The sequence below is a fragment of the Stenotrophomonas testudinis genome (genome assembly GCF_024499815.1).
Taxonomy (GTDB): domain Bacteria; phylum Pseudomonadota; class Gammaproteobacteria; order Xanthomonadales; family Xanthomonadaceae; genus Stenotrophomonas.
Genome location: NZ_JAMOKY010000014.1, coordinates 55,178 through 73,206, shown reverse-complemented (window position 1 = coordinate 73,206; position 18,029 = coordinate 55,178). Strand labels below are relative to the sequence as shown.

Here is an 18,029-nt window from a genome sequence, read left to right as displayed (position 1 = left end):
GCCTGTTCATAACGCGATACAACCGCTGGCGCGAGCGCCCCGGCAGCGCTACAATTCGCACTCGCCGAATCACGAAAGCCGGACCGGTCCCAGACCGTACGTCCGCGCTTTTTTGCAACCGGATTTCCGTGAAGCGCAGGCGTGACTTCGGCAGCCCCCTCGGTAGCCAAAGTGAGATTTCCGTGACCCAAGCCGCAATCCTCGTCCTCGAAGACGGCACCGTATTCGAGGGCGAATCCGTAGGCGCGCCCGGCCTGTCCGTCGGTGAGGTGGTGTTCAACACCGCCATGACCGGTTACCAGGAAGTGCTGACCGACCCGTCCTACGCCCGGCAGATGGTCACGCTGACCTATCCGCATATCGGCAACACCGGCATGACCGACCAGGACAATGAAGCGTCCAAGGTGTGGTCGGCCGGCCTGATCGTGCGCGACGTGCCGCGCCGTCCCAGCAACTGGCGCAGCCAGGTGTCGCTGCAGGACTGGCTGATCCAGCGTGGCGTAGTCGCCATCGCCGGCATCGACACCCGCAAGCTGACCCGCATCCTGCGCGAGAAGGGCGCGCAGAACGGTGCGCTGATGGCCGGCGACATCGACGTGGAAAAGGCATTGGAAGCCGCCCGCAAGTTCCCGGGGCTGAAGGGCATGGATCTGGCCAAGGTCGTCACTACCGAGAAGACCTACACCTGGACCGAAGGCCAGCTGGACCTGGACGCCAACGCGTTCGTCAGCGTGCCGGCCAGGTTCAAGGTCGTGGCCTACGACTTCGGCGTGAAGACCAACATCCTGCGCATGCTCGCCGAGCGCGGCTGCGAAGTGACCGTGGTGCCGGCGCAGACCCCGGCTGCCGAGGTTCTGGCGCTGAAGCCGGACGGCGTGTTCCTGTCCAACGGCCCGGGTGACCCGGAACCGTGCGACTACGCCATCGAAGCGATCAAGACCTTCATCGACGTGAAGATCCCGACCTTCGGCATCTGCCTGGGCCACCAGCTGCTGGGTCTGGCCTCGGGCGCCAAGACCATGAAGATGGGCCACGGCCACCACGGTGCCAACCACCCGGTGCAGGACCTGGACGACGGCCGGGTGATGATCACCTCGCAGAACCACGGCTTCGCGGTCGACGAATCGACCCTGCCGGCGACTCTGCGCGTGACCCACCGTTCGCTGTTCGACGGCACCAACCAGGGCATCGCCCGCACCGACGTGCCGGCGTTCTCGTTCCAGGGTCACCCGGAAGCGTCGCCCGGCCCGACGGATGTGGGTCCGCTGTTCGACCGCTTCGTCGCCCTGATGGAACAGAGCAAGGCGTGATCAGTTCGCCGCCGGCCCGCCGGTGGCGTCGCGATGGACCGTAAGCCCCCGCATCGCTGCTGCCCCTGGCGCGGCGCTGCGGATCAAGATTCCTGATCGACAGCGTGCGATCACCCCCCTTGTCACGCTGTACTGACTTAGAGAAGAAAATGCCCAAGCGCACTGACCTCAAGACCATCCTCATCATCGGTGCTGGCCCGATCGTCATCGGCCAGGCCTGCGAGTTCGACTACTCCGGCGCCCAGGCCTGCAAGGCCCTGCGTGACGAGGGTTACCGCGTGGTGCTGGTCAACAGCAACCCGGCCACCATCATGACCGACCCGGAGATGGCCGACGCCGTCTACATCGAGCCGATCAACTGGCAGACGGTCGAGAAGATCATCGCCAAGGAAAAGCCCGATGCACTGCTGCCGACCATGGGTGGCCAGACCGCGCTGAACTGCGCGCTGGACCTGGCCGACAACGGCGTGCTGGAGAAGTACAACGTCGAACTGATCGGCGCCAAGCGCGAAGCGATCCGCATGGCTGAAGACCGCGAGCTGTTCCGCGTCGCCATGGGTGAGATCGGCCTGGAGTGCCCGACCGCAGCCGTCGCCCACACCCTGGACGAAGCGCTGGAGATCCAGACGCGCGTCGGCTACCCGACCATCATCCGCCCCAGCTTTACCCTGGGCGGCAGCGGTGGCGGCATCGCCTACAACCGCGAAGAGCTGGTCGATATCGTCAGCCGCGGCCTGGAACTGTCGCCGACCACCGAAGTGCTGGTCGAAGAGTCGGTGCTGGGCTGGAAGGAGTTCGAGATGGAAGTGGTCCGCGATACCGCGGACAACTGCATCATCGTCTGCTCGATCGAGAACCTGGACCCGATGGGCGTGCACACGGGTGACTCGATCACCGTGGCCCCGGCGCAGACCCTGACCGACAAGGAATACCAGCGCCTGCGCGATGCCTCCATCGCCGTGCTGCGCAAGATCGGCGTCGACACCGGTGGCTCGAACGTGCAGTTCGGCATCAACCCGACCACCGGCCGCGTGGTCGTAATCGAAATGAACCCGCGCGTGTCGCGTTCCTCGGCGCTGGCCTCCAAGGCCACGGGCTTCCCGATCGCCAAGGTCGCCGCCAAGCTGGCCGTGGGTTACACCCTGGACGAACTGAAGAACGAAATCACCGGCGGCCTGACCCCGGCCTCGTTCGAGCCGTCCATCGACTACGTCGTCACCAAGATCCCGCGCTTCGCCTTCGAGAAGTTCCCGGCCGCCGATGCCCGCCTGACCACCCAGATGAAGTCGGTGGGCGAGGTGATGGCGATGGGCCGCACCTTCCAGGAGTCGATGCAGAAGGCCCTGCGTGGCCTGGAAACCGGCAAGGTCGGCTTCGACCCGACCGGCCTGGACCTGACCAATGAAGACGACCTGCAGACCCTGCGTCGCGAGCTGAAGGCGCCGGGCCCTGAGCGCCTGTTCTACGTGGCCGATGCCTTCCGCGCCGGCATGAGCGTGGAAGAGATCTACGCGCTGTCCTTCATCGATCATTGGTTCCTGGACCAGATCGAGGAAATCATCGCGGCCGAAGGCGAAGTCGCTGCCGGTGGCATCGATGCACTGGATGCCGCGCGCCTGCGCAAGCTGAAGCGCGCCGGTTTCTCCGATGCCCGCCTGGCCCAGCTGACCGGCACCAACGAAGCGGCCATCCGCGCGCTGCGTCGTGCGCACAAGGTGCGCCCGGTCTACAAGCGCGTCGATTCCTGTGCCGGTGAGTTCTCTACCGGTACCGCCTACCTGTACTCGACCTACGAGGACGAGTGCGAGGCCGCGCCGACCAACCGCGACAAGATCATGATCCTCGGCGGTGGCCCGAACCGCATCGGCCAGGGCATCGAGTTCGACTACTGCTGCGTGCACGCGGCACTGGCGCTGCGCGAGGATGGTTTTGAAACCATCATGGTCAACTGCAACCCGGAAACCGTGTCGACCGACTACGACACCTCCGACCGCCTGTACTTCGAGCCGCTGACTCTGGAAGACGTGCTGGAAATCGTCGAACTGGAACAGCCGAAGGGCGTGATCGTGCAGTACGGCGGCCAGACCCCGCTGAAGCTGGCGCGCGCGCTGGAAGCCAACGGCGTGCCGGTGATCGGCACCAGCCCGGATTCGATCGATCTGGCCGAAGACCGCGAGCGCTTCCAGCAGCTGGTTGATTCGCTGAAGCTGAAGCAGCCGCCGAACCGCATCGCCCGCAACGACCAGGAAGCCCTGCTGCTGGCCCGTGAGATCGGCTACCCGCTGGTGGTGCGCCCGAGCTACGTGCTGGGCGGCCGTGCGATGGAAATCGTCTACGGCGAATCCGACCTGGCCCGCTACGTGCGCGACGCGGTGAAGGTGTCCAACGATTCGCCGGTGCTGCTGGACCGCTTCCTGGACAACGCCGTGGAAGTGGACGTGGACATCATCGCCGACAAGGATGGCAACGTCCTGATCGGCGGCGTGATGGAGCACATCGAAGAAGCCGGCGTGCACTCCGGTGACTCGTCGTGCTCGCTGCCGCCGTACTCGCTGTCGGCAAAGACCCAGGCCGAGCTGCGCCGCCAGGTGGTGGAGCTGGCCAAGGCCCTGAACGTGGTCGGCCTGATGAACACCCAGTTCGCCATCCAGACCAACGACGATGGCGATGACACCATCTACCTGCTGGAAGTGAACCCGCGCGCCTCGCGTACCGTGCCGTTCGTGTCCAAGGCCACCGGCATGGCCCTGGCCAAGATCGCCGCGCGCTGCATGGCCGGCAAAACCTTGGCCGAGCAGGGCGCGACCGAAGAGATCGTGCCGGATTACTACTCGGTGAAGGAAGCGATCTTCCCGTTCGCCAAGTTCCAGGGCGTCGACCCGATCCTCGGGCCGGAAATGCGTTCCACCGGTGAGGTGATGGGCGTGGGCCGCAGCTTCAACGCCGCCTTCGCACGTGCCCAGGAAGCCGGTGGGATCAAGGCTCCGCCGGTCGGCAAGGCCTTCGTGTCGGTGCGCGACCCGGACAAGAAGCGCGTGCTGCCGGTGGCCAAGGCGCTGCTGGCGCGTGGCTACAGCCTGGTCGCCACCCGTGGTACCGCCGCGTGGCTGCAGCAGCACGGCATGGACTGCGAGATCATCAACAAGGTGGTCGAAGGTCGCCCGCACATCGTCGACTCGATCAAGAACGGCGAGATCGTCTACATCGTCAACACGACCGAAGGCCGTGCCGCGATCAACGATTCGTTCTCGATCCGTCGCGAGGCGCTGCAGCACCGCGTCACCTATTCGACCACCATTGCCGGCGCCAAGGCGCTGGTGGATTCACTGGAATTCCGCGGCACCGGCCCGGTCTGGTCGCTGCAGGAACTGCACAAGGAGTTGAATGCATGAGAGCCCCGATCACGATGAAGGGCGCGCAGAAGCTGCGCGATGAACTGGATCACCTGAAGTCGGTCAAGCGCCCGAAGGTCATCGCCGCGATCGCCGAAGCGCGCGAGCACGGCGACCTGAAGGAAAACGCCGAATACCACGCCGCGCGCGAGGAACAGGGCTTCATCGAAGGCCGCATCAAGCAGCTGGAAGGCGAGCTGTCGCACGCCGAGATCATCGACGTGAGCAAGCTCAATGCCGGCACCAAGGTGGTGTTCGGCGCCAGCGTGACCCTGGCCGACGTGGAAACCGACGAAGAAAAGAAGTACCAGATCGTCGGTGACCTGGAAGCGGACATCAAGCTGGGCCTGATCGCCATTTCCTCGCCGGTGGCGCGCGCGATGATCGGCAAGCTGGAAGGCGATTCGATCGTGATCGACGCCCCGGCCGGCCAGCGTGAGTACGAGATCGTCAGCGTCAGCTACGTGGCCTGACCGGGTGGCGACGGCGACCCTGTTGTTGCCGGCACGCAGCCGCTTTGCAGCGGCTGCACTGCCAGACGAGGTGGCGCGCGCCCTGGGCCGCGCCATCGCCGTGCAGCGGGACGCAGGCGAACGCGCCCAGCTGCAGCGCCACTTCACCGTGGCCGCGCCGCAGTGGCCGGTCGCCGCACTGACCCGCCAGCGCGATGTCGGTGACGCCGCCGGAGCCTGCTGGCTGCGCGCCGATCCGGCCTGCATGGTGCCGGACATGCACGGTGCGCGGATGATGGGCTACGGCGAGACGCTGCGGCCGACCCTGGCCGACAGCCTTGCACTGCTGCCGGTGCTGCAGCCGTTGTTCGCCGATGCCGGCTTCGTGCTGGATGCGCCGGACCCGGCGCGCTGGTACCTGCGCCTGCCGATCGACATCGACCTGCCGACCTTCGACAGCCCCGACGACGTGCTGGGCGATGACCTGTTCTCGCACCTGCCCGAAGGCGAGGCCGGCCGGCGCTGGCGTGTCCTGATGACCGAGGCGCAGGTGCTGCTGCACAACCATTCGTGGAACCAGCAGCGTGCCGCGCAGGGCCAGCAGCCGATCAACTCCCTGTGGTTCTGGGGTGGCGGGGTGATGCCGGTCTCGGTGACCACGCCGCACGTGCAGGTACGCAGCCGCGATGCCCTGCTGCAGGGCCTGGCCCAGGCCGCCGGCGTATTGGTGGATGGCGAGCAGTCCGTCGATGCCCTGGTCGACCTGCGCCAGCTGCGTTCGCTGCAGCAGCTGGGCAACGATGCCATCCGCCCGCTGCTGGTGGCCTTGCGGCGCGGTGAGCTGCAGCGTCTGGTGCTGGATTTCGAGGACGGCCTGCAGTTCCATCTGGACAAGCGCCAGCGTTGGCAGTTCTGGAAGAAGCCCCGCCAACTGCACGACTGAGCGGGGTCTCGGCCGACCCCCGATGCGAGCGCAGTAGATCCACGCCATGCGTGGATGCAGTGGATCGGCCATTGGCAAGTAGGTGCCAACCTTGGTTGGCACGTTGGGATCAGTCGAGCATGGCTCGACTCTACAGGGGCCGGGCAGGGCACAGCCCTGCAGACAATCACCTCACCGTGCTGACCACCGTCGGCAGCTGCCAATGCCCGCCCGCGACGCCGCGACACTGGCCAGTGGTGAACTCGCTGCTCTTCACGAAACGTGCGCCATCCCAGGTCCAGTCGTGGCCGGAGAAGCAGTCGCCGATCCCGCGCCCGCGGAAGCGCCCGCGTAGCGTGGCGTCATCGCGATCGAAGTCCTCCGCATCGGAGGTCACGAAGTTTGCCTGGTACGGCGCCTTGTCCTGCACCACCCAGTAGCCGCTGCTGAAGTTGTAGGCCCCCATGAAGCAGCTGGTGCTGGCCAGCACGTGTCCGGCGTCCAGTCGCTGGATCTCGATCTCATCCTGCTCGCCCTCGCTCAGGCGTGTGCACTCGTCGGCGTTCGGCAGGCTGGCGATCATTGCTTTGCGCAACGCCGGCACCCTGGCCAACGCCGCATCCGTAGCGCGCGGCGCCACCAGCTTGCCGCGCACGATCGCCGGCACCTGCAGTGCCGCCGGCACGCCCGCTTCGGCCTTTTCACCCCGCCGCACCAGCGCGCCGGGCGTGCCTAGCCGGCCCTGCGCCTCGTCCATCTTCAGCAGCACCGCCGTAGCGCCGCTGTCGGAGATCGGCCACGCCTTGCCTTTGCCATCGACGATCTCGATGCGCGCCTTGCGGGGCAGGGCGGTGACCAGTGCATCGGTCTGCGTCTGCTTCAGCAACACCTTTTCGGCGTTGCCGGTGTCCTGCACGGAACCCAGGTCCTTGCCATTCAGGTACAGCCGCAGCGCACCGGTCGGTATCGGGCTTTCACCATCCTCGCCATTGCGCAGGCGCGCGATCACCGGCGCATTGGGGCCACCTGCACGTTCCAGCATCAGGCTCAGCAGGTTGGCGGGCTCTTCCGGGCTGTAACCCACGGCGCGGCAGGTGCGGGTGTTATCGCAGGCCAGCGACCAGTCGTTGTGCTGGAATTCGACACCGGCCTTCGGCTCGGGCGTGCCGGCGTGGGCAGCCGGGGCGAGGGCGAGGGCCAGGAACAATGTGCGGCGCATGGGCAGAAATCCGTTTCGGGGCCGGCAAGCATTAAAGAAACGGTTGTCGATTCCAATTGCTTCCGACGGGGTCAGGGCCCTCTGCGGGCAGAGGGGGCTGACCCCGCGTTATCATGGTGACGTCTTCCGCAACCCGGCGATGCCGATGTCCCTTGCCGCCGATGCTGCGCTGCCCGTGTCCGATACCCTGATGATCCTGCGCCGCGAGCCGGTGCAACCCGGTGCGTGGCCCGACGACACACTGCCCCTGCTGGCCCGTCTCTACGCCAGCCGCGGCGCGACCACGCCGGACCTTGCGCTGCCACGGCTGGGCAACCTGCATGCGCCCGAGCTGCTGACCGGCATCGATGCGGCGGTCGCGCTGCTAGTCGAGGCCATCGCCAACGACAAGCGCATCCTGGTGGTGGGCGATTTCGACTGCGATGGTGCCACCGCCTGTGCGGTCGGCGTGCGCGGTCTGCGCATGCTCGGTGCGCAGCATGTGTTCCATGCCGTGCCCAATCGCATGGTGCACGGCTACGGCCTGTCGCCCTCGCTGGTGGAGGAGCTGGCCGAACTGCAGCCGGACCTGCTGGTCACCGTCGACCACGGCATTGCCTGCCATGCCGGCGTCAACGCCGCCAAGGCGCGCGGTTGGCAGGTGCTGGTCACCGACCACCACCTACCGGGGCCGCAGCTGCCGCCGGCCGATGTCATCGTCGACCCGAACCTGGAGGGCGACGGCTTTCCCAGCAAATCGCTGGCCGGTGTCGGCGTCATTTTCTACGTGCTGATGGCCCTGCGCCGGCAGATGCGCGAAGCCGGTGTGTTTGCCGATGGCAAGGGCCCGGACCTGACCACGTTGCTGGATCTGGTGGCAGTCGGTACGGTCGCCGATCTGGTGGTGCTGGATGCCAACAACCGCGCCCTGGTCAGCGCCGGCCTGCGTCGGCTGCGTGCCGGCCATGCCTGCGTCGGCCTGAAGGCGCTGATCGAAGCCAGCGGTCGCGATGCCGCACGGCTGACCGCCACTGACATCGGATTCGCGCTCGGCCCGCGCCTCAATGCGGCCGGCCGTCTGGAGGACATGGCGCTGGGCATCGCCCTGCTGCTGACCGAAGATCCGCGCCAGGCCCGCGACATCGCTCAGACCCTGGAGCAGATCAACGCCGAGCGCCGCGCCGTGCAGCAGTCGATGACCGACGACGCCGAGCAGGCATTGTCGCGCGTGGTGCTGCAGTCCGAGGGCGAGCGCCCGGTGGCGGCCTGCCTGTTCGATGCCGACTGGCACCCCGGCGTGGTCGGCCTGGTCGCATCAAAGATGAAGGACCGCCTGCACCGCCCGGTGATCGCCTTCGCACCCGCCGAGCCCGGCGCCGACACCCTGCGCGGATCGGCCCGTTCCATTCCGGGCCTGCATATCCGTGACGCACTGGCGCTGGTCGATGCACGCCATCCCGGCCTGGTCGAGCGCTTCGGCGGCCACGCGATGGCCGCCGGCCTGAGCATGCGCCTTGAGCATCTGCCCGCCTTCGAGGCCGCTTTCGTCGCCATCGTGCAGGACGTGCTGGACCCGGCTGCGTTGCAGCAGCACGTGCTCAGCGACGGCGAACTGGCCGTGCACGAACTCGACCACCGCCATGCCGACGCCCTGCGCCTGGCCGGTCCCTGGGGGCAGGGCTTCCCCGAGCCGCTGTTCGACGGCCGTTTCGAAGTGGCCAACTGGCGCGTGCTAAAGGAGCGCCACCTGAAGCTGGAACTGCGCCTGCCCGGCGTACCGGGCACGGTCAATGCCATCCACTTCGGCGGCTGGCACGGCAATGCACCCAGCCGTCACGTACACCTGGCCTATCGCCTGGCCTGCGATGATTACCGTGGTGGCACCGCGATCCAGCTGATCGTCGAGCACTGCCTTCCCGCCTGACGGCGGTGCGCCGCGCTTCGCGCTCGCCGGGCATGGCCCGGCGCTACCAGAGCCCCGCACGCTGCGGTTGCGCCGCGCCATGCCCGGCGGGGTGCATCCACGTTCGACCCGTAACCCCACCTGCCGTGTTGGTGCGTTGAACCGTCCACGATCCCACTGGAGCCGTGCCATGGTCTTTGCCCGCTGTGCCCCCCTGATCCTGCTGGTGCTGGCGGCCTGGCCCGTTGACGCGCAATCGCCCCGCCACGCGCGGCCTCAGCCCAGCACGCCGCTGCTGATCGCCCCGGCCGCCGAACAGCCGATCCAGCTGCGCGAGGCGCGCATCGAAGGCGAGGTCCAGGCGGGCATCGCGCAGACCCGCATCACCCTGGAATTCCACAATCCCAACAGCCGCGTGCTGGAAGGCGAGCTGCAGTTCCCGCTGGGGGATGGCCAGCAGATCAGCGGCTTCGCGCTGGACATCAATGGCGAGCTGCGCGAGGCGGTGCCGGTGCCGAAGGATCGCGGCCGCCAGGTCTTCGAGGAGATCGCGCGCCGCGGTGTTGACCCGGGCCTGCTGGAACAGACGGCGGGCAACCAGTTTCGCCTGCGCGTGTATCCGCTGCCGGCCGGCGGCAGCCGCCGCGTGCAGCTGGTGGTGCGTGAGCCGCTGGCGTTCGCCGACAAGGGCTGGCAATGGGCGTTGCCGCTGCAGTTCGCTGCAGGTGCGGCCTCGGTGAAGCTGGATCTGCAGGTGGCAGGCGCTGCGACCACCGGCAAGGCGCCATTCGCCCTGCAGAGCGGGCAGCTGCACTGGCAGGGGCGTGGCGCGCAACTGCCGGCACAGCTGCAATGGACCCTGCCTGCGGTGCGCCAGTCGCAGGTGCAGGTGGCGAAGTGGCAGGACGGCCACTACCTGCTGGCCCAGCTGCCAGTGCCCGCCGACCATGCGCCGCGCACGGTGCCGAGCGAGGTTGGCCTGCTCTGGGATGCCTCCGGTTCCGCCGGCCAGCGTGACCGCGCTCGGGAGTTCGCGCTGCTGGACCGCTACTTCGCGGCGATGGGCGAGGGCAACGTGGTACTGACCGTGCTGCGCGACCGCCCCGAGGCCGAGCGGCGGTTCCGTATCCGCAAGGGCGACTGGAGCGCGCTGCGCCAGGCGCTGCAGCAGGTCAGGCCGGACGGCGCCAGCGCGCTGGCCAACTGGCAGCCGCAGCCCGGCGTAAGCGAATACCTGCTGGTCAGTGATGGCCTGCTGACCTACGGCGCGGAAGCACTGCTGACACTGGCCGCTGGCCAGCGCCTGTTCGCGGTCAGCAGTGCCGGTGCACGCACCGATGTCACCCGCCTGCGTGGGTGGAGCGAGGCCCACGGCGGCCGTTTCGTGGCGCTGGGCAATGACCTGCAGGCTGCCACGCGCGAACTGCTGTCGGCGCCGCTGGACATCCAGGTTGACGCCGGGCGTGGCGTGCAGGACGTAGTGATCGATCGCCGCAGTGAAGCGCAGGGCTGGCTGTGGCTGCATGCTCGCCTGGCGGCCGAGGGCGTGCCGATGCGCGTGCGCGTCGATGGGGGCGAATGGCAGGCGCTGCTGCCGACCACCCGCAGCGACGATGGCGATCTGCTGGCGGGACTGTGGGCGCAGGCCCGCCTGCAGCAGCTGGCGGTGGACCGGCGCAGCAACCTCGAAGCGATGCAGCGCCTGTCGCAGCAGTTCGGGCTGGTGGGCCCGGATACCTCGCTGATCGTGCTGGAAACCCTGCAGGACTACCTGCGCTACGCGATCCGCCCGGCCGGTACGCTGCGCGCCGACTATGACCGCGTCTATGCGCGCCAGGTCGCTGACCGTGCAGCCGAGGACCGCCGCAGGCTCGACAAGGTGGCTGCGCAGTGGAAGGAGCGCCAGCAGTGGTGGAACCGCAGCTGGCCGAAGCAGGCACCGCCGTCTGCGGCGAAGGAGATTCTCCATAGCGAATCGGCCGCCAGTGCACCGATGGCCCTGCTCGCCGCGCCCGTACCGGCCGCACCTGCGCCGCCGCCCGCACCGACGATGGTCGCCGAATCGCGGATGGAGACCGCCCGTGCACGCCGTCAGGCGCCGGCGGCCGCCACATCCCTGGATGCCATCGCGGTGACCGGGTCGGCGATCTCGGATGAGGCGGGGCCGGCGAACAACGGCCAGCTCGGCATCCAGCTGGCGGCATGGCAGCCGGACTCGCCGGTGGCGCGCCGCCTGCGCCAAGGCCCACCGGCCCAGCTGTACGACCGCTACCTGGCCGAGCGTGCCGCGCATGCCGACAGCAGCGCGTTTTTCCTGGACGTCGCCGATCTGCTGCTGCAGCAGAACCAGCGCGATCTGGCGCTGCGCGTGCTGTCCAACCTGGCCGAGATGGACCTGGACAACCGCCACCTGCTGCGCGTGCTCGGTTACCGGTTGCTGCAGGCCGGCGCGCCCGCGCTGGCCGTGCCGGTGTTCGAACAGGTGCTGGCGATGGGGCAGGAAGAGCCGCAGAGCTTCCGCGATCTCGGCCTTGCGCTGGTCGCGGCCGGCAAGCCGCAGCAGGCGCTGGAGCCGTTGTACCAAGTGGTGGTGCGTCCGTGGGATGGCCGCTTCGATGGCATCGCCCTGATCGCGCTGGATGAGCTGACCAATCTGGTGTCACGCAGCCGGCCGCAGCTCGATGCCTGCGGCATCGATCCACGCCTGATGCAGGCCATGCCGCTCGACCTGCGCGTGGTGCTGGCTTGGGATGCCGACAACAGCGACATGGACCTGTGGGTGACCGACCCCAACGGCGAGCGCGCGTACTACGGCAACCGGCTGACCTACCAGGGCGGGCAGATGTCGCAGGACTTCACCGGCGGCTATGGACCGGAGCAGTTCTCGCTGCGCGATGCCAAGCCCGGCCGGTACAAGGTGGAGGCCAACTACTTCGGCAGCCGTCAGCAGCTGGTGACCGGCGCGACCACCCTGATGCTGCGGCTGACCACGCATTGGGGCACGCCGCAGCAGAAGGACCAGATGGTCACCCTGCGATTGAAGGATCGTGCGGAGACCGTGCTGGTAGGCGAGTTCGAGGTGCGGTAGCGCTGGGCCATGCCCAGTGAGGTAGAGCCACGTCACGCATGGCGTTGATCTACTGCGGAGTGCGGCGCTGGCGCGGAATCCACCGTGCCAGCGCAATGCCGCCACCGAGGATCAGCAGCGTGCCGACGGTGTGCCACAGCAACGCCATAACCGGCGCATCCGGCAGCGGAATGATGTCTGCGAGCCAACCAATGACCGGCCGCGCCAAAAGGTAGACCACCACCACGCCCAGCACGCGCAGCACCCGCTGCACGACGCCCTGCGGGTCGGCCGGCCAACCGCGCCACTGCAGCCACGCCACCAGCAGGACGAGTGCGAGCAGGCGCGAGGCTTCACCCAGCGGCACCAGGGGCGTCCACAACGAGGCCCACGACAACGCCACGCCCAGGCCCAGCAGCACCGGCAGCTGCCAGCGCCGTTCTCCACGCAGCCCAGGCATCAACTGCCACGCCAGCAGAGCGACGCCGAGACCTATCAACCAACCGGCCAGCACATCGGCCAGGAAGTGCCGGCCCAGATACATGCGCGAGATCGCCATCAGCAGGGGCCAGCCCAGCACCAGTGTCCAGCGCAGCCAGCGGCGGCGGATGCCGAACGCCAGCAGCAGGGCAACACCCGCCGCCGTGGTGATGCCCACGTGGCCGCTGTTGAAGCCATAGTCAGCGTGCGGCTGGGCGCGCAGCATGGCGGTGGCCTGCGCATCGGGCAGTGCCCAGAAGGTATGGCCGCCGCCATCCACCACGAACGGGTGCGATGGCTCGCCCTTGTCCAGCACCGCCGCATCTACGTCGGAGGGGCGGGGCAGGGCGGCGCTCTGTTTGATTGCATGGGTGACGCAGGCCATCAGCAGCACCGCCAGCATCACGCAGAGGCCGGCGCGCAGCCGTGCACCAAACGCACACGCCAGGATCAGCGCGGTATAGGCCATCTCGTAACCGAGCAGGCTGATGAACTGCATCACCGACAGGAACCAGCCGGCGTCGAAGGTGTGCTGCAACCACAGGTGCCACTGCGTCTGGAACATCCGTTGTCCTCATCATCCGTTGGTAAGCGGGCCCGGTAGAGCTGAGCCAAAGCAGCCGAGTGTGGACGCGGCTCTACACCGGCGCAACACGTGCCACGGGCAGCGATGACGCGTCGTTGCGCAGGCCAAACAGGGGGCGCAGCCAGCGCACGCGGCGGATCAGCAGTTCGTGGATCAGCAGGCAGCCGCTGATGGTGCCTGCCACCAGCAAGGCAGGTTCCAGCCACGGGCCAAGCTGCAGCGGGCGCAGTGCATACAGCAGCGCGATCAACAAGGTCTGGTGCAGGATGTACCAGCTGAACACCGCTTCCCGGCAATAGCCCTGGCCTGGCCACGGGTGGGACAGCAGCACCCGGGCCCAGCCGAACAGGGCCAGCAGCATGCACCAGGTATAGAGCGCACGGCCGATGCGTTCGGTCTGTCCCCACGGCAGTGCCAGTACCCAGGCGTCGACGTCGCCGACGTGCGGCAGGCGGGCCAGCGCTCGGATACCCAGTTCCAGGCACAGCCCCAGCACGGCCAGCGCCAGGGTCAGCCGGCGCCCGCGCATGAGCAGCTCCCAGCCACGCTGCCAGCGCGCGGCCATGAAGCCGCCGAGGAACAGCGGCAGCGACTCGGCGTGCACATAGACGTCGTCCAGCAGCGCGTGGGTGGGCGGCCAGTGTGGCATCAACACCAGCAGCGCCCAGGCCAGCCAGGCCACCGGCAACACCAGCAGCAGTCCGCCAAGCACACGGTCGCTGATCTGCCAGCGCGGCAGCGCCCCACGCAGCGGTCGCAGCAGGCTGGCCAGCACCACCGCCAGCACGGTGTAGGGCAGCAGATAGGCCAGGTACCAGAGGTGGTTCCAGGTAAAGCCATAGGCGGCGCCACTGAAATGCGCGCCCGGCCACGGCCGGAACTGCCAGTAGCGCCACAGGAACCGGGCCAGCCCCGGCGCCACGTCGCCCTTGTCCAGGGCCTCGTAGTAGGCCTGCAGGGATACCACCGCGACGATGCCGAACAACAGCGGCAGCTGCAGGCGCCAGCATCTGCGCAGCGTGTGCCGCCACCGCCCGTGCTCGGGCAGCGACAGGCCCAGGGCGATGCCGCTGATGGTGAACAGCAGGGGCATCCGCCAGCGGTTCATCGCGATCATCGGCCATTGCAGCCACTCGGCGGTGTAAGTGCTCTTGAGGTGGAAATCCCAGCCGGCCACATAGGCCATGGCGGCGTGGTAGAGGATCAACAGCGCAAAGGCGGCGATGCGCAGGGTGTCCAGATCGTGGCGACGGTGCATGGGCGGCGGGCATCGGAAAGAAGCTGCAGCCTCCGCCTGCCAGGTCCTGGCCACCAGCGGGAGGGGCGCAATGGCGGCCGCGCTGGGGCCAATGGTGGGGTGGCAGGGACCAATGGCGGATGCGCGCAGGGCCGGATAGGCAACAATGGCGGCATGAAGAATGGAGATCCGGCGGCGTTGCCCGTCCCAGCAGCAGAGCGTCCGCATCGCCCAGGGCTGACCGCCGTGTTCTGGGCGGTGCTGTTCCTGGGTACTGCGGTCGCCAATGTGCTGGTGAAGTGGATGCGGGCGTTGCGTGACGGTGAGGCCTTCCCAGCAGGGGCAACCTCGATAGAGGAGTTCAGCAGTGCGCTGGCCAGCCTCGGCCTGCTGGCCCTGCTGCATGCCGCCGCGCGGCGCTGGCCGCTGCATGCCGACACCTGGCGCCGCCGGATCGGCTTCTATCTGCTGGGTGGCATTGCCTGGTGGCTGCTGCACGTCAGCGCCATGGTCCTGCTGCGCAAGCTGGCCTTCGCCGTGATCGGCCAGCACTACACCTATGGCGACTGGCCGGCGCAGTGGTTCTACGAGTTCTTCAAGGACGTGCAGACCTACAGCCTGCTGGTGATTGCCGTGCATGCGGTGGCCTGGTTCGGCCGCCAGCGGCAGGGTGAGGCGCACCTGCTGGCGCCGCCCGACGACGGCCCGCCGGTGGAACCGGTTGAGCGCCCGCAGCACTTCCTGGTGCGCAAGCTGGGCAAGGAGTTCCTGGTGACCACCGGTGACGTGGAGTACGCCCAGGCCGCCGGCAACTACGTGAACCTGCGGGTGCGCGGCCACGATTACCCGCTGCGCATAACCATGGCGGTGCTGGAGCAGCGGCTGGACCCGGCCGTGTTCCTGCGCCCGCACCGCAGCTGGCTGATCCACCGCGGGCAGCTGCGCTCGATCGAGCCGCTGGACGGCGGTGAGGCCCTGCTGCACATGGCTGACGGGGCGAAGGTGCCGTGCAGCCGGCGGCAGTTGCCGCTGCTGCGGCAGGCGCTGGGCGGGGCGGGTGGGGCCAGCGGGTAGCGTCGACTGTCAGTCGACTGCTGTTCGTTCAGGTTCCGGTGAAGCCCGCGCTGCGCGCGATAGTCGACTCTACTGTCCGGCCCCTCTCATGCCGGAAACCGCGGCCTGCGGTATGATTGGCAGTCATCTATTTATTGTATAACCGCCGACATGATCGAACTGAATCCTGTCCGCCAGCGCATCACCGATCTGACCGATCGTGTGGTGTCGCTCAGGGGGTATCTTTGACTACGACGCCAAGAAAGAGCGTCTCGAAGAAGTAACGCGGGAGCTGGAAAGCCCCGACGTCTGGAACAACGCCGAATACGCACAGAACCTGGGCCGTGAACGCTCCAGCCTGGAGAAGACCGTGGGCGGCATCGCCGCGGTGCTCGACGGCCTGACCGATGCGACCGAATTGCTGGAACTGGCTGAATCCGAACAGGACGACGATACCGCCCTGGCCGTGGTCGCCGATCTGGACAAGCACCAGGCGCACGTGGAGAAGCTGGAATTCCAGCGCATGTTCTCCGGCGAGATGGACAATGCCGCCGCGTTCGTCGACATCCAGGCCGGTGCCGGTGGTACCGAAGCCCAGGACTGGGCGGAGATCCTGCTGCGCATGTACCTGCGCTGGTGCGAATCGCGCGGTTGGAAAACCGAGCTGATGGAAGTGTCCGGTGGCGACGTGGCCGGCATCAAGTCGGCGACGCTGCGCGTGGAAGGCGATTACGCCTATGGCTGGCTGAAGACCGAGACCGGCGTGCACCGCCTGGTGCGCAAGTCGCCGTTCGATTCGGACAACCGCCGCCACACCAGCTTCACCTCGGTGTTCGTGTCGCCGGAAATCGATGACAACATCGATATCACCATCAACCCGGCCGATCTGCGTACCGACGTGTACCGCTCTTCCGGTGCCGGTGGCCAGCACGTGAACAAGACCGAGTCGGCGGTGCGTATCACCCACATCCCGACCAACATCGTCGTGGCCTGCCAGACCGGCCGCAGCCAGCACCAGAACCGCGACAACGCGATGAAGATGCTGGCCGCCAAGCTGTACGAGCTGGAGATCCAGAAGCGCAACGCCGAGAAGGACGCGGTGGAAGCCACCAAGTCCGACATCGGCTGGGGCAGCCAGATCCGCAACTACGTGCTCGACCAGAGCCGTATCAAGGACCTGCGCACCGGCATCGAGCGTTCGGACACGCAGAAGGTGCTCGACGGCGACCTGGACGAGTTCGTCGAGGCCAGCCTGAAGGCCGGCCTGGCCGTGGGTTCCAAGCGCATCGATGCCTGATCGACGCGCCTGCGCGGATGTCATCGTCCTCGTGCGCAATGCCGAGGGCGGCTGATCACGCTTCCGGTAGAGCCGAGCCCATGCTCGGCTGCTGTTGGCGCAGTAGCAGATCCGTCGAGCTTGGCTCGACGCTACAACACGTGCGGCGGTAGCGATGATGCGCAGCGAGAGTGAACGCAAGGAACTGGGCGGCTTCCTGAAAGCCTGCCGCGCCCGTGTCGACCCCGCCACGCTTGGCCTGCCGGCCGGGCGTCGGCGCACCCCGGGCCTGAAGCGCGAAGAAGTGGCGCTGGCCATCGGGGTCAGTGTCAGCTGGTACACCTGGATCGAGCAGGGCCGCGAAGTGCGCGCCTCGCCCGAGGTGCTCGAGCGCCTGGCCACGGTGCTGCGCCTGAGCGATGACGAGCGCGCGTATGCCTTCGCGCTGTCCGGTTACGGCGCGCCGCTGGAATCGCCGGACGAAAGCGTGACCGACGGCCTGCGCCAGCTGGTGGAGGCGATGCAGCCGATCCCGGCCTACGTGCGCAACACGCGCTTCGACATCCTGGCCTGGAACGCGGCCATCGCCGATCTGTTCGTGGATTACAGCCAGTTTCCGCCGAACCAGCGCAACACGCTCTGGTTGATGTTCCTGTACGCGCCTTACCGCGAGCGCATCCTCAACTGGGAAGAGATGAGCCGTGGCCTGCTGGCCGGGTTCCGCGCGGCGATGGCGCAGGCGCCGGACAAGGCGCCGTTCCTGGCACTGGCCGAGGACATTTCGGCGAAGAGTGAGCCGTTCCGCCTGTGGTGGCCGGAGCATGACGTCCGTCGTTTCGACGAGGGGGCGAAGAAGCTGATGCATCCCACGCGCGGGTTGCTGGACCTGCAGTACGTGGCGCTGGTGCCGGAGAGCCGGCACGATCTTTCGCTGGTGACCTACCTGCCGCGGAAGTAGGGGGTTTGTTCGGCAGGGCTTGCAGCCCTGCACCTGCCGAAGCGGAAGCAAGATCAAGGGCGGCATTCCGTGGGATGGCGGGGCGGTGTGGGTGGTCAGGACACGCCGTAAACCCGTCCATGGGGGCTCGATGGCGCCATCCATGGCGCCAACGGTCCTGCCGACCCACACCGCCCCGCCTCTGACAGTTGGCCG

12 protein-coding genes are annotated in these 18,029 nt (G+C 67.6%); 9 read left to right on the top strand and 3 right to left on the bottom strand.

The window, feature by feature from the left end:
• Nucleotides 1-182 precede the first annotated feature (182 nt).
• From carA to NQ204_RS10375, 4 genes are all read left to right on the top strand, one after another.
• Complete coding sequence (carA, locus tag NQ204_RS10390) at nt 183-1,310, top strand: glutamine-hydrolyzing carbamoyl-phosphate synthase small subunit (RefSeq protein WP_108768737.1); 1,128 nt, start codon at nt 183-185, stop codon at nt 1,308-1,310.
• 149 nt (nt 1,311-1,459) lie between these two features.
• A complete protein-coding gene (carB, locus tag NQ204_RS10385; protein WP_116864744.1) occupies nt 1,460-4,702 on the top strand; it encodes a carbamoyl-phosphate synthase large subunit in 3,243 nt (1,080 codons plus the stop codon).
• Nucleotides 4,703-4,710: 8 nt separating this feature from the next.
• Nucleotides 4,711-5,175 carry a transcription elongation factor GreA gene (greA, locus tag NQ204_RS10380; protein ID WP_207776497.1) on the top strand — a complete coding sequence of 155 codons (465 nt, stop codon included), beginning with the start codon at nt 4,711-4,713 and terminating at the stop codon, nt 5,173-5,175.
• Between the two features lie 4 nt (nt 5,176-5,179).
• Nucleotides 5,180-6,097 (top strand): phosphoglycerate mutase, encoded by a 918-nt coding sequence (locus NQ204_RS10375; RefSeq protein ID WP_256643821.1) that lies wholly within the window; start codon nt 5,180-5,182, stop codon nt 6,095-6,097.
• 166 nt (nt 6,098-6,263) lie between these two features.
• On the opposite strand, the gene NQ204_RS10370 is transcribed toward NQ204_RS10375, so the two are convergent.
• The gene (locus NQ204_RS10370) at nt 6,264-7,295 is read right to left on the bottom strand and encodes a DUF1176 domain-containing protein (RefSeq protein WP_116864741.1); all 1,032 of its coding nucleotides are present in this window, start codon (nt 7,293-7,295) and stop codon (nt 6,264-6,266) included.
• Nucleotides 7,296-7,440: 145 nt separating this feature from the next.
• On the opposite strand from NQ204_RS10370, the gene recJ reads away from it, so the two are divergent.
• Nucleotides 7,441-9,198, top strand: a complete 1,758-nt coding sequence (recJ, locus tag NQ204_RS10365; protein WP_116864746.1) for a single-stranded-DNA-specific exonuclease RecJ — start codon at nt 7,441-7,443, stop codon at nt 9,196-9,198.
• Nucleotides 9,199-9,367: 169 nt separating this feature from the next.
• Nucleotides 9,368-12,265: a DUF2135 domain-containing protein gene (locus NQ204_RS10360; protein ID WP_256643820.1), complete on the top strand. Its 2,898-nt coding sequence runs from the start codon at nt 9,368-9,370 to the stop codon at nt 12,263-12,265.
• 49 nt (nt 12,266-12,314) lie between these two features.
• Here NQ204_RS10360 and NQ204_RS10355 read toward each other — a convergent pair whose 3' ends face one another.
• Both NQ204_RS10355 and NQ204_RS10350 read right to left on the bottom strand, forming a co-directional pair.
• Complete coding sequence (locus tag NQ204_RS10355) at nt 12,315-13,289, bottom strand: phosphatase PAP2 family protein (RefSeq protein ID WP_256643819.1); 975 nt, start codon at nt 13,287-13,289, stop codon at nt 12,315-12,317.
• 73 nt (nt 13,290-13,362) lie between these two features.
• A complete protein-coding gene (locus NQ204_RS10350) occupies nt 13,363-14,568 on the bottom strand; it encodes an acyltransferase family protein (RefSeq protein WP_256643818.1) in 1,206 nt (401 codons plus the stop codon).
• Nucleotides 14,569-14,721: 153 nt separating this feature from the next.
• On the opposite strand from NQ204_RS10350, the gene NQ204_RS10345 reads away from it, so the two are divergent.
• The 3 genes from NQ204_RS10345 (at nt 14,722) to NQ204_RS10335 (ending at nt 17,834) form a co-directional block, all read left to right on the top strand.
• The gene (locus tag NQ204_RS10345) at nt 14,722-15,621 is read left to right on the top strand and encodes a LytTR family DNA-binding domain-containing protein (protein ID WP_207776496.1); all 900 of its coding nucleotides are present in this window, start codon (nt 14,722-14,724) and stop codon (nt 15,619-15,621) included.
• Nucleotides 15,622-15,771: 150 nt separating this feature from the next.
• Nucleotides 15,772-16,897, top strand: a protein-coding gene (prfB, locus tag NQ204_RS10340) for a peptide chain release factor 2 (protein ID WP_116864737.1) whose coding sequence is annotated in 2 segments (ribosomal slippage) — nt 15,772-15,846 and nt 15,848-16,897 — 1,125 coding nt in all. Because the reading frame shifts where the segments join, the coding sequence is not laid out codon by codon here.
• 154 nt (nt 16,898-17,051) lie between these two features.
• Complete coding sequence (locus NQ204_RS10335) at nt 17,052-17,834, top strand: helix-turn-helix transcriptional regulator (RefSeq protein ID WP_116864736.1); 783 nt, start codon at nt 17,052-17,054, stop codon at nt 17,832-17,834.
• Nucleotides 17,835-18,029 lie beyond the last annotated feature (195 nt).

Coding starts and splice junctions, on each gene's coding strand:
- carB (WP_116864744.1), top strand. CDS start 1,460: ATGCCCAAGCGCACTGACCTCAAGACCATCCTCATCATCGGTGCTGGC.
- NQ204_RS10370 (WP_116864741.1), bottom strand. CDS start 7,295: ATGCGCCGCACATTGTTCCTGGCCCTCGCCCTCGCCCCGGCTGCCCAC.
- recJ (WP_116864746.1), top strand. CDS start 7,441: ATGTCCCTTGCCGCCGATGCTGCGCTGCCCGTGTCCGATACCCTGATG.
- NQ204_RS10360 (WP_256643820.1), top strand. CDS start 9,368: ATGGTCTTTGCCCGCTGTGCCCCCCTGATCCTGCTGGTGCTGGCGGCC.
- NQ204_RS10355 (WP_256643819.1), bottom strand. CDS start 13,289: ATGTTCCAGACGCAGTGGCACCTGTGGTTGCAGCACACCTTCGACGCC.
- NQ204_RS10350 (WP_256643818.1), bottom strand. CDS start 14,568: ATGCACCGTCGCCACGATCTGGACACCCTGCGCATCGCCGCCTTTGCG.
- NQ204_RS10345 (WP_207776496.1), top strand. CDS start 14,722: ATGAAGAATGGAGATCCGGCGGCGTTGCCCGTCCCAGCAGCAGAGCGT.
- NQ204_RS10335 (WP_116864736.1), top strand. CDS start 17,052: ATGATGCGCAGCGAGAGTGAACGCAAGGAACTGGGCGGCTTCCTGAAA.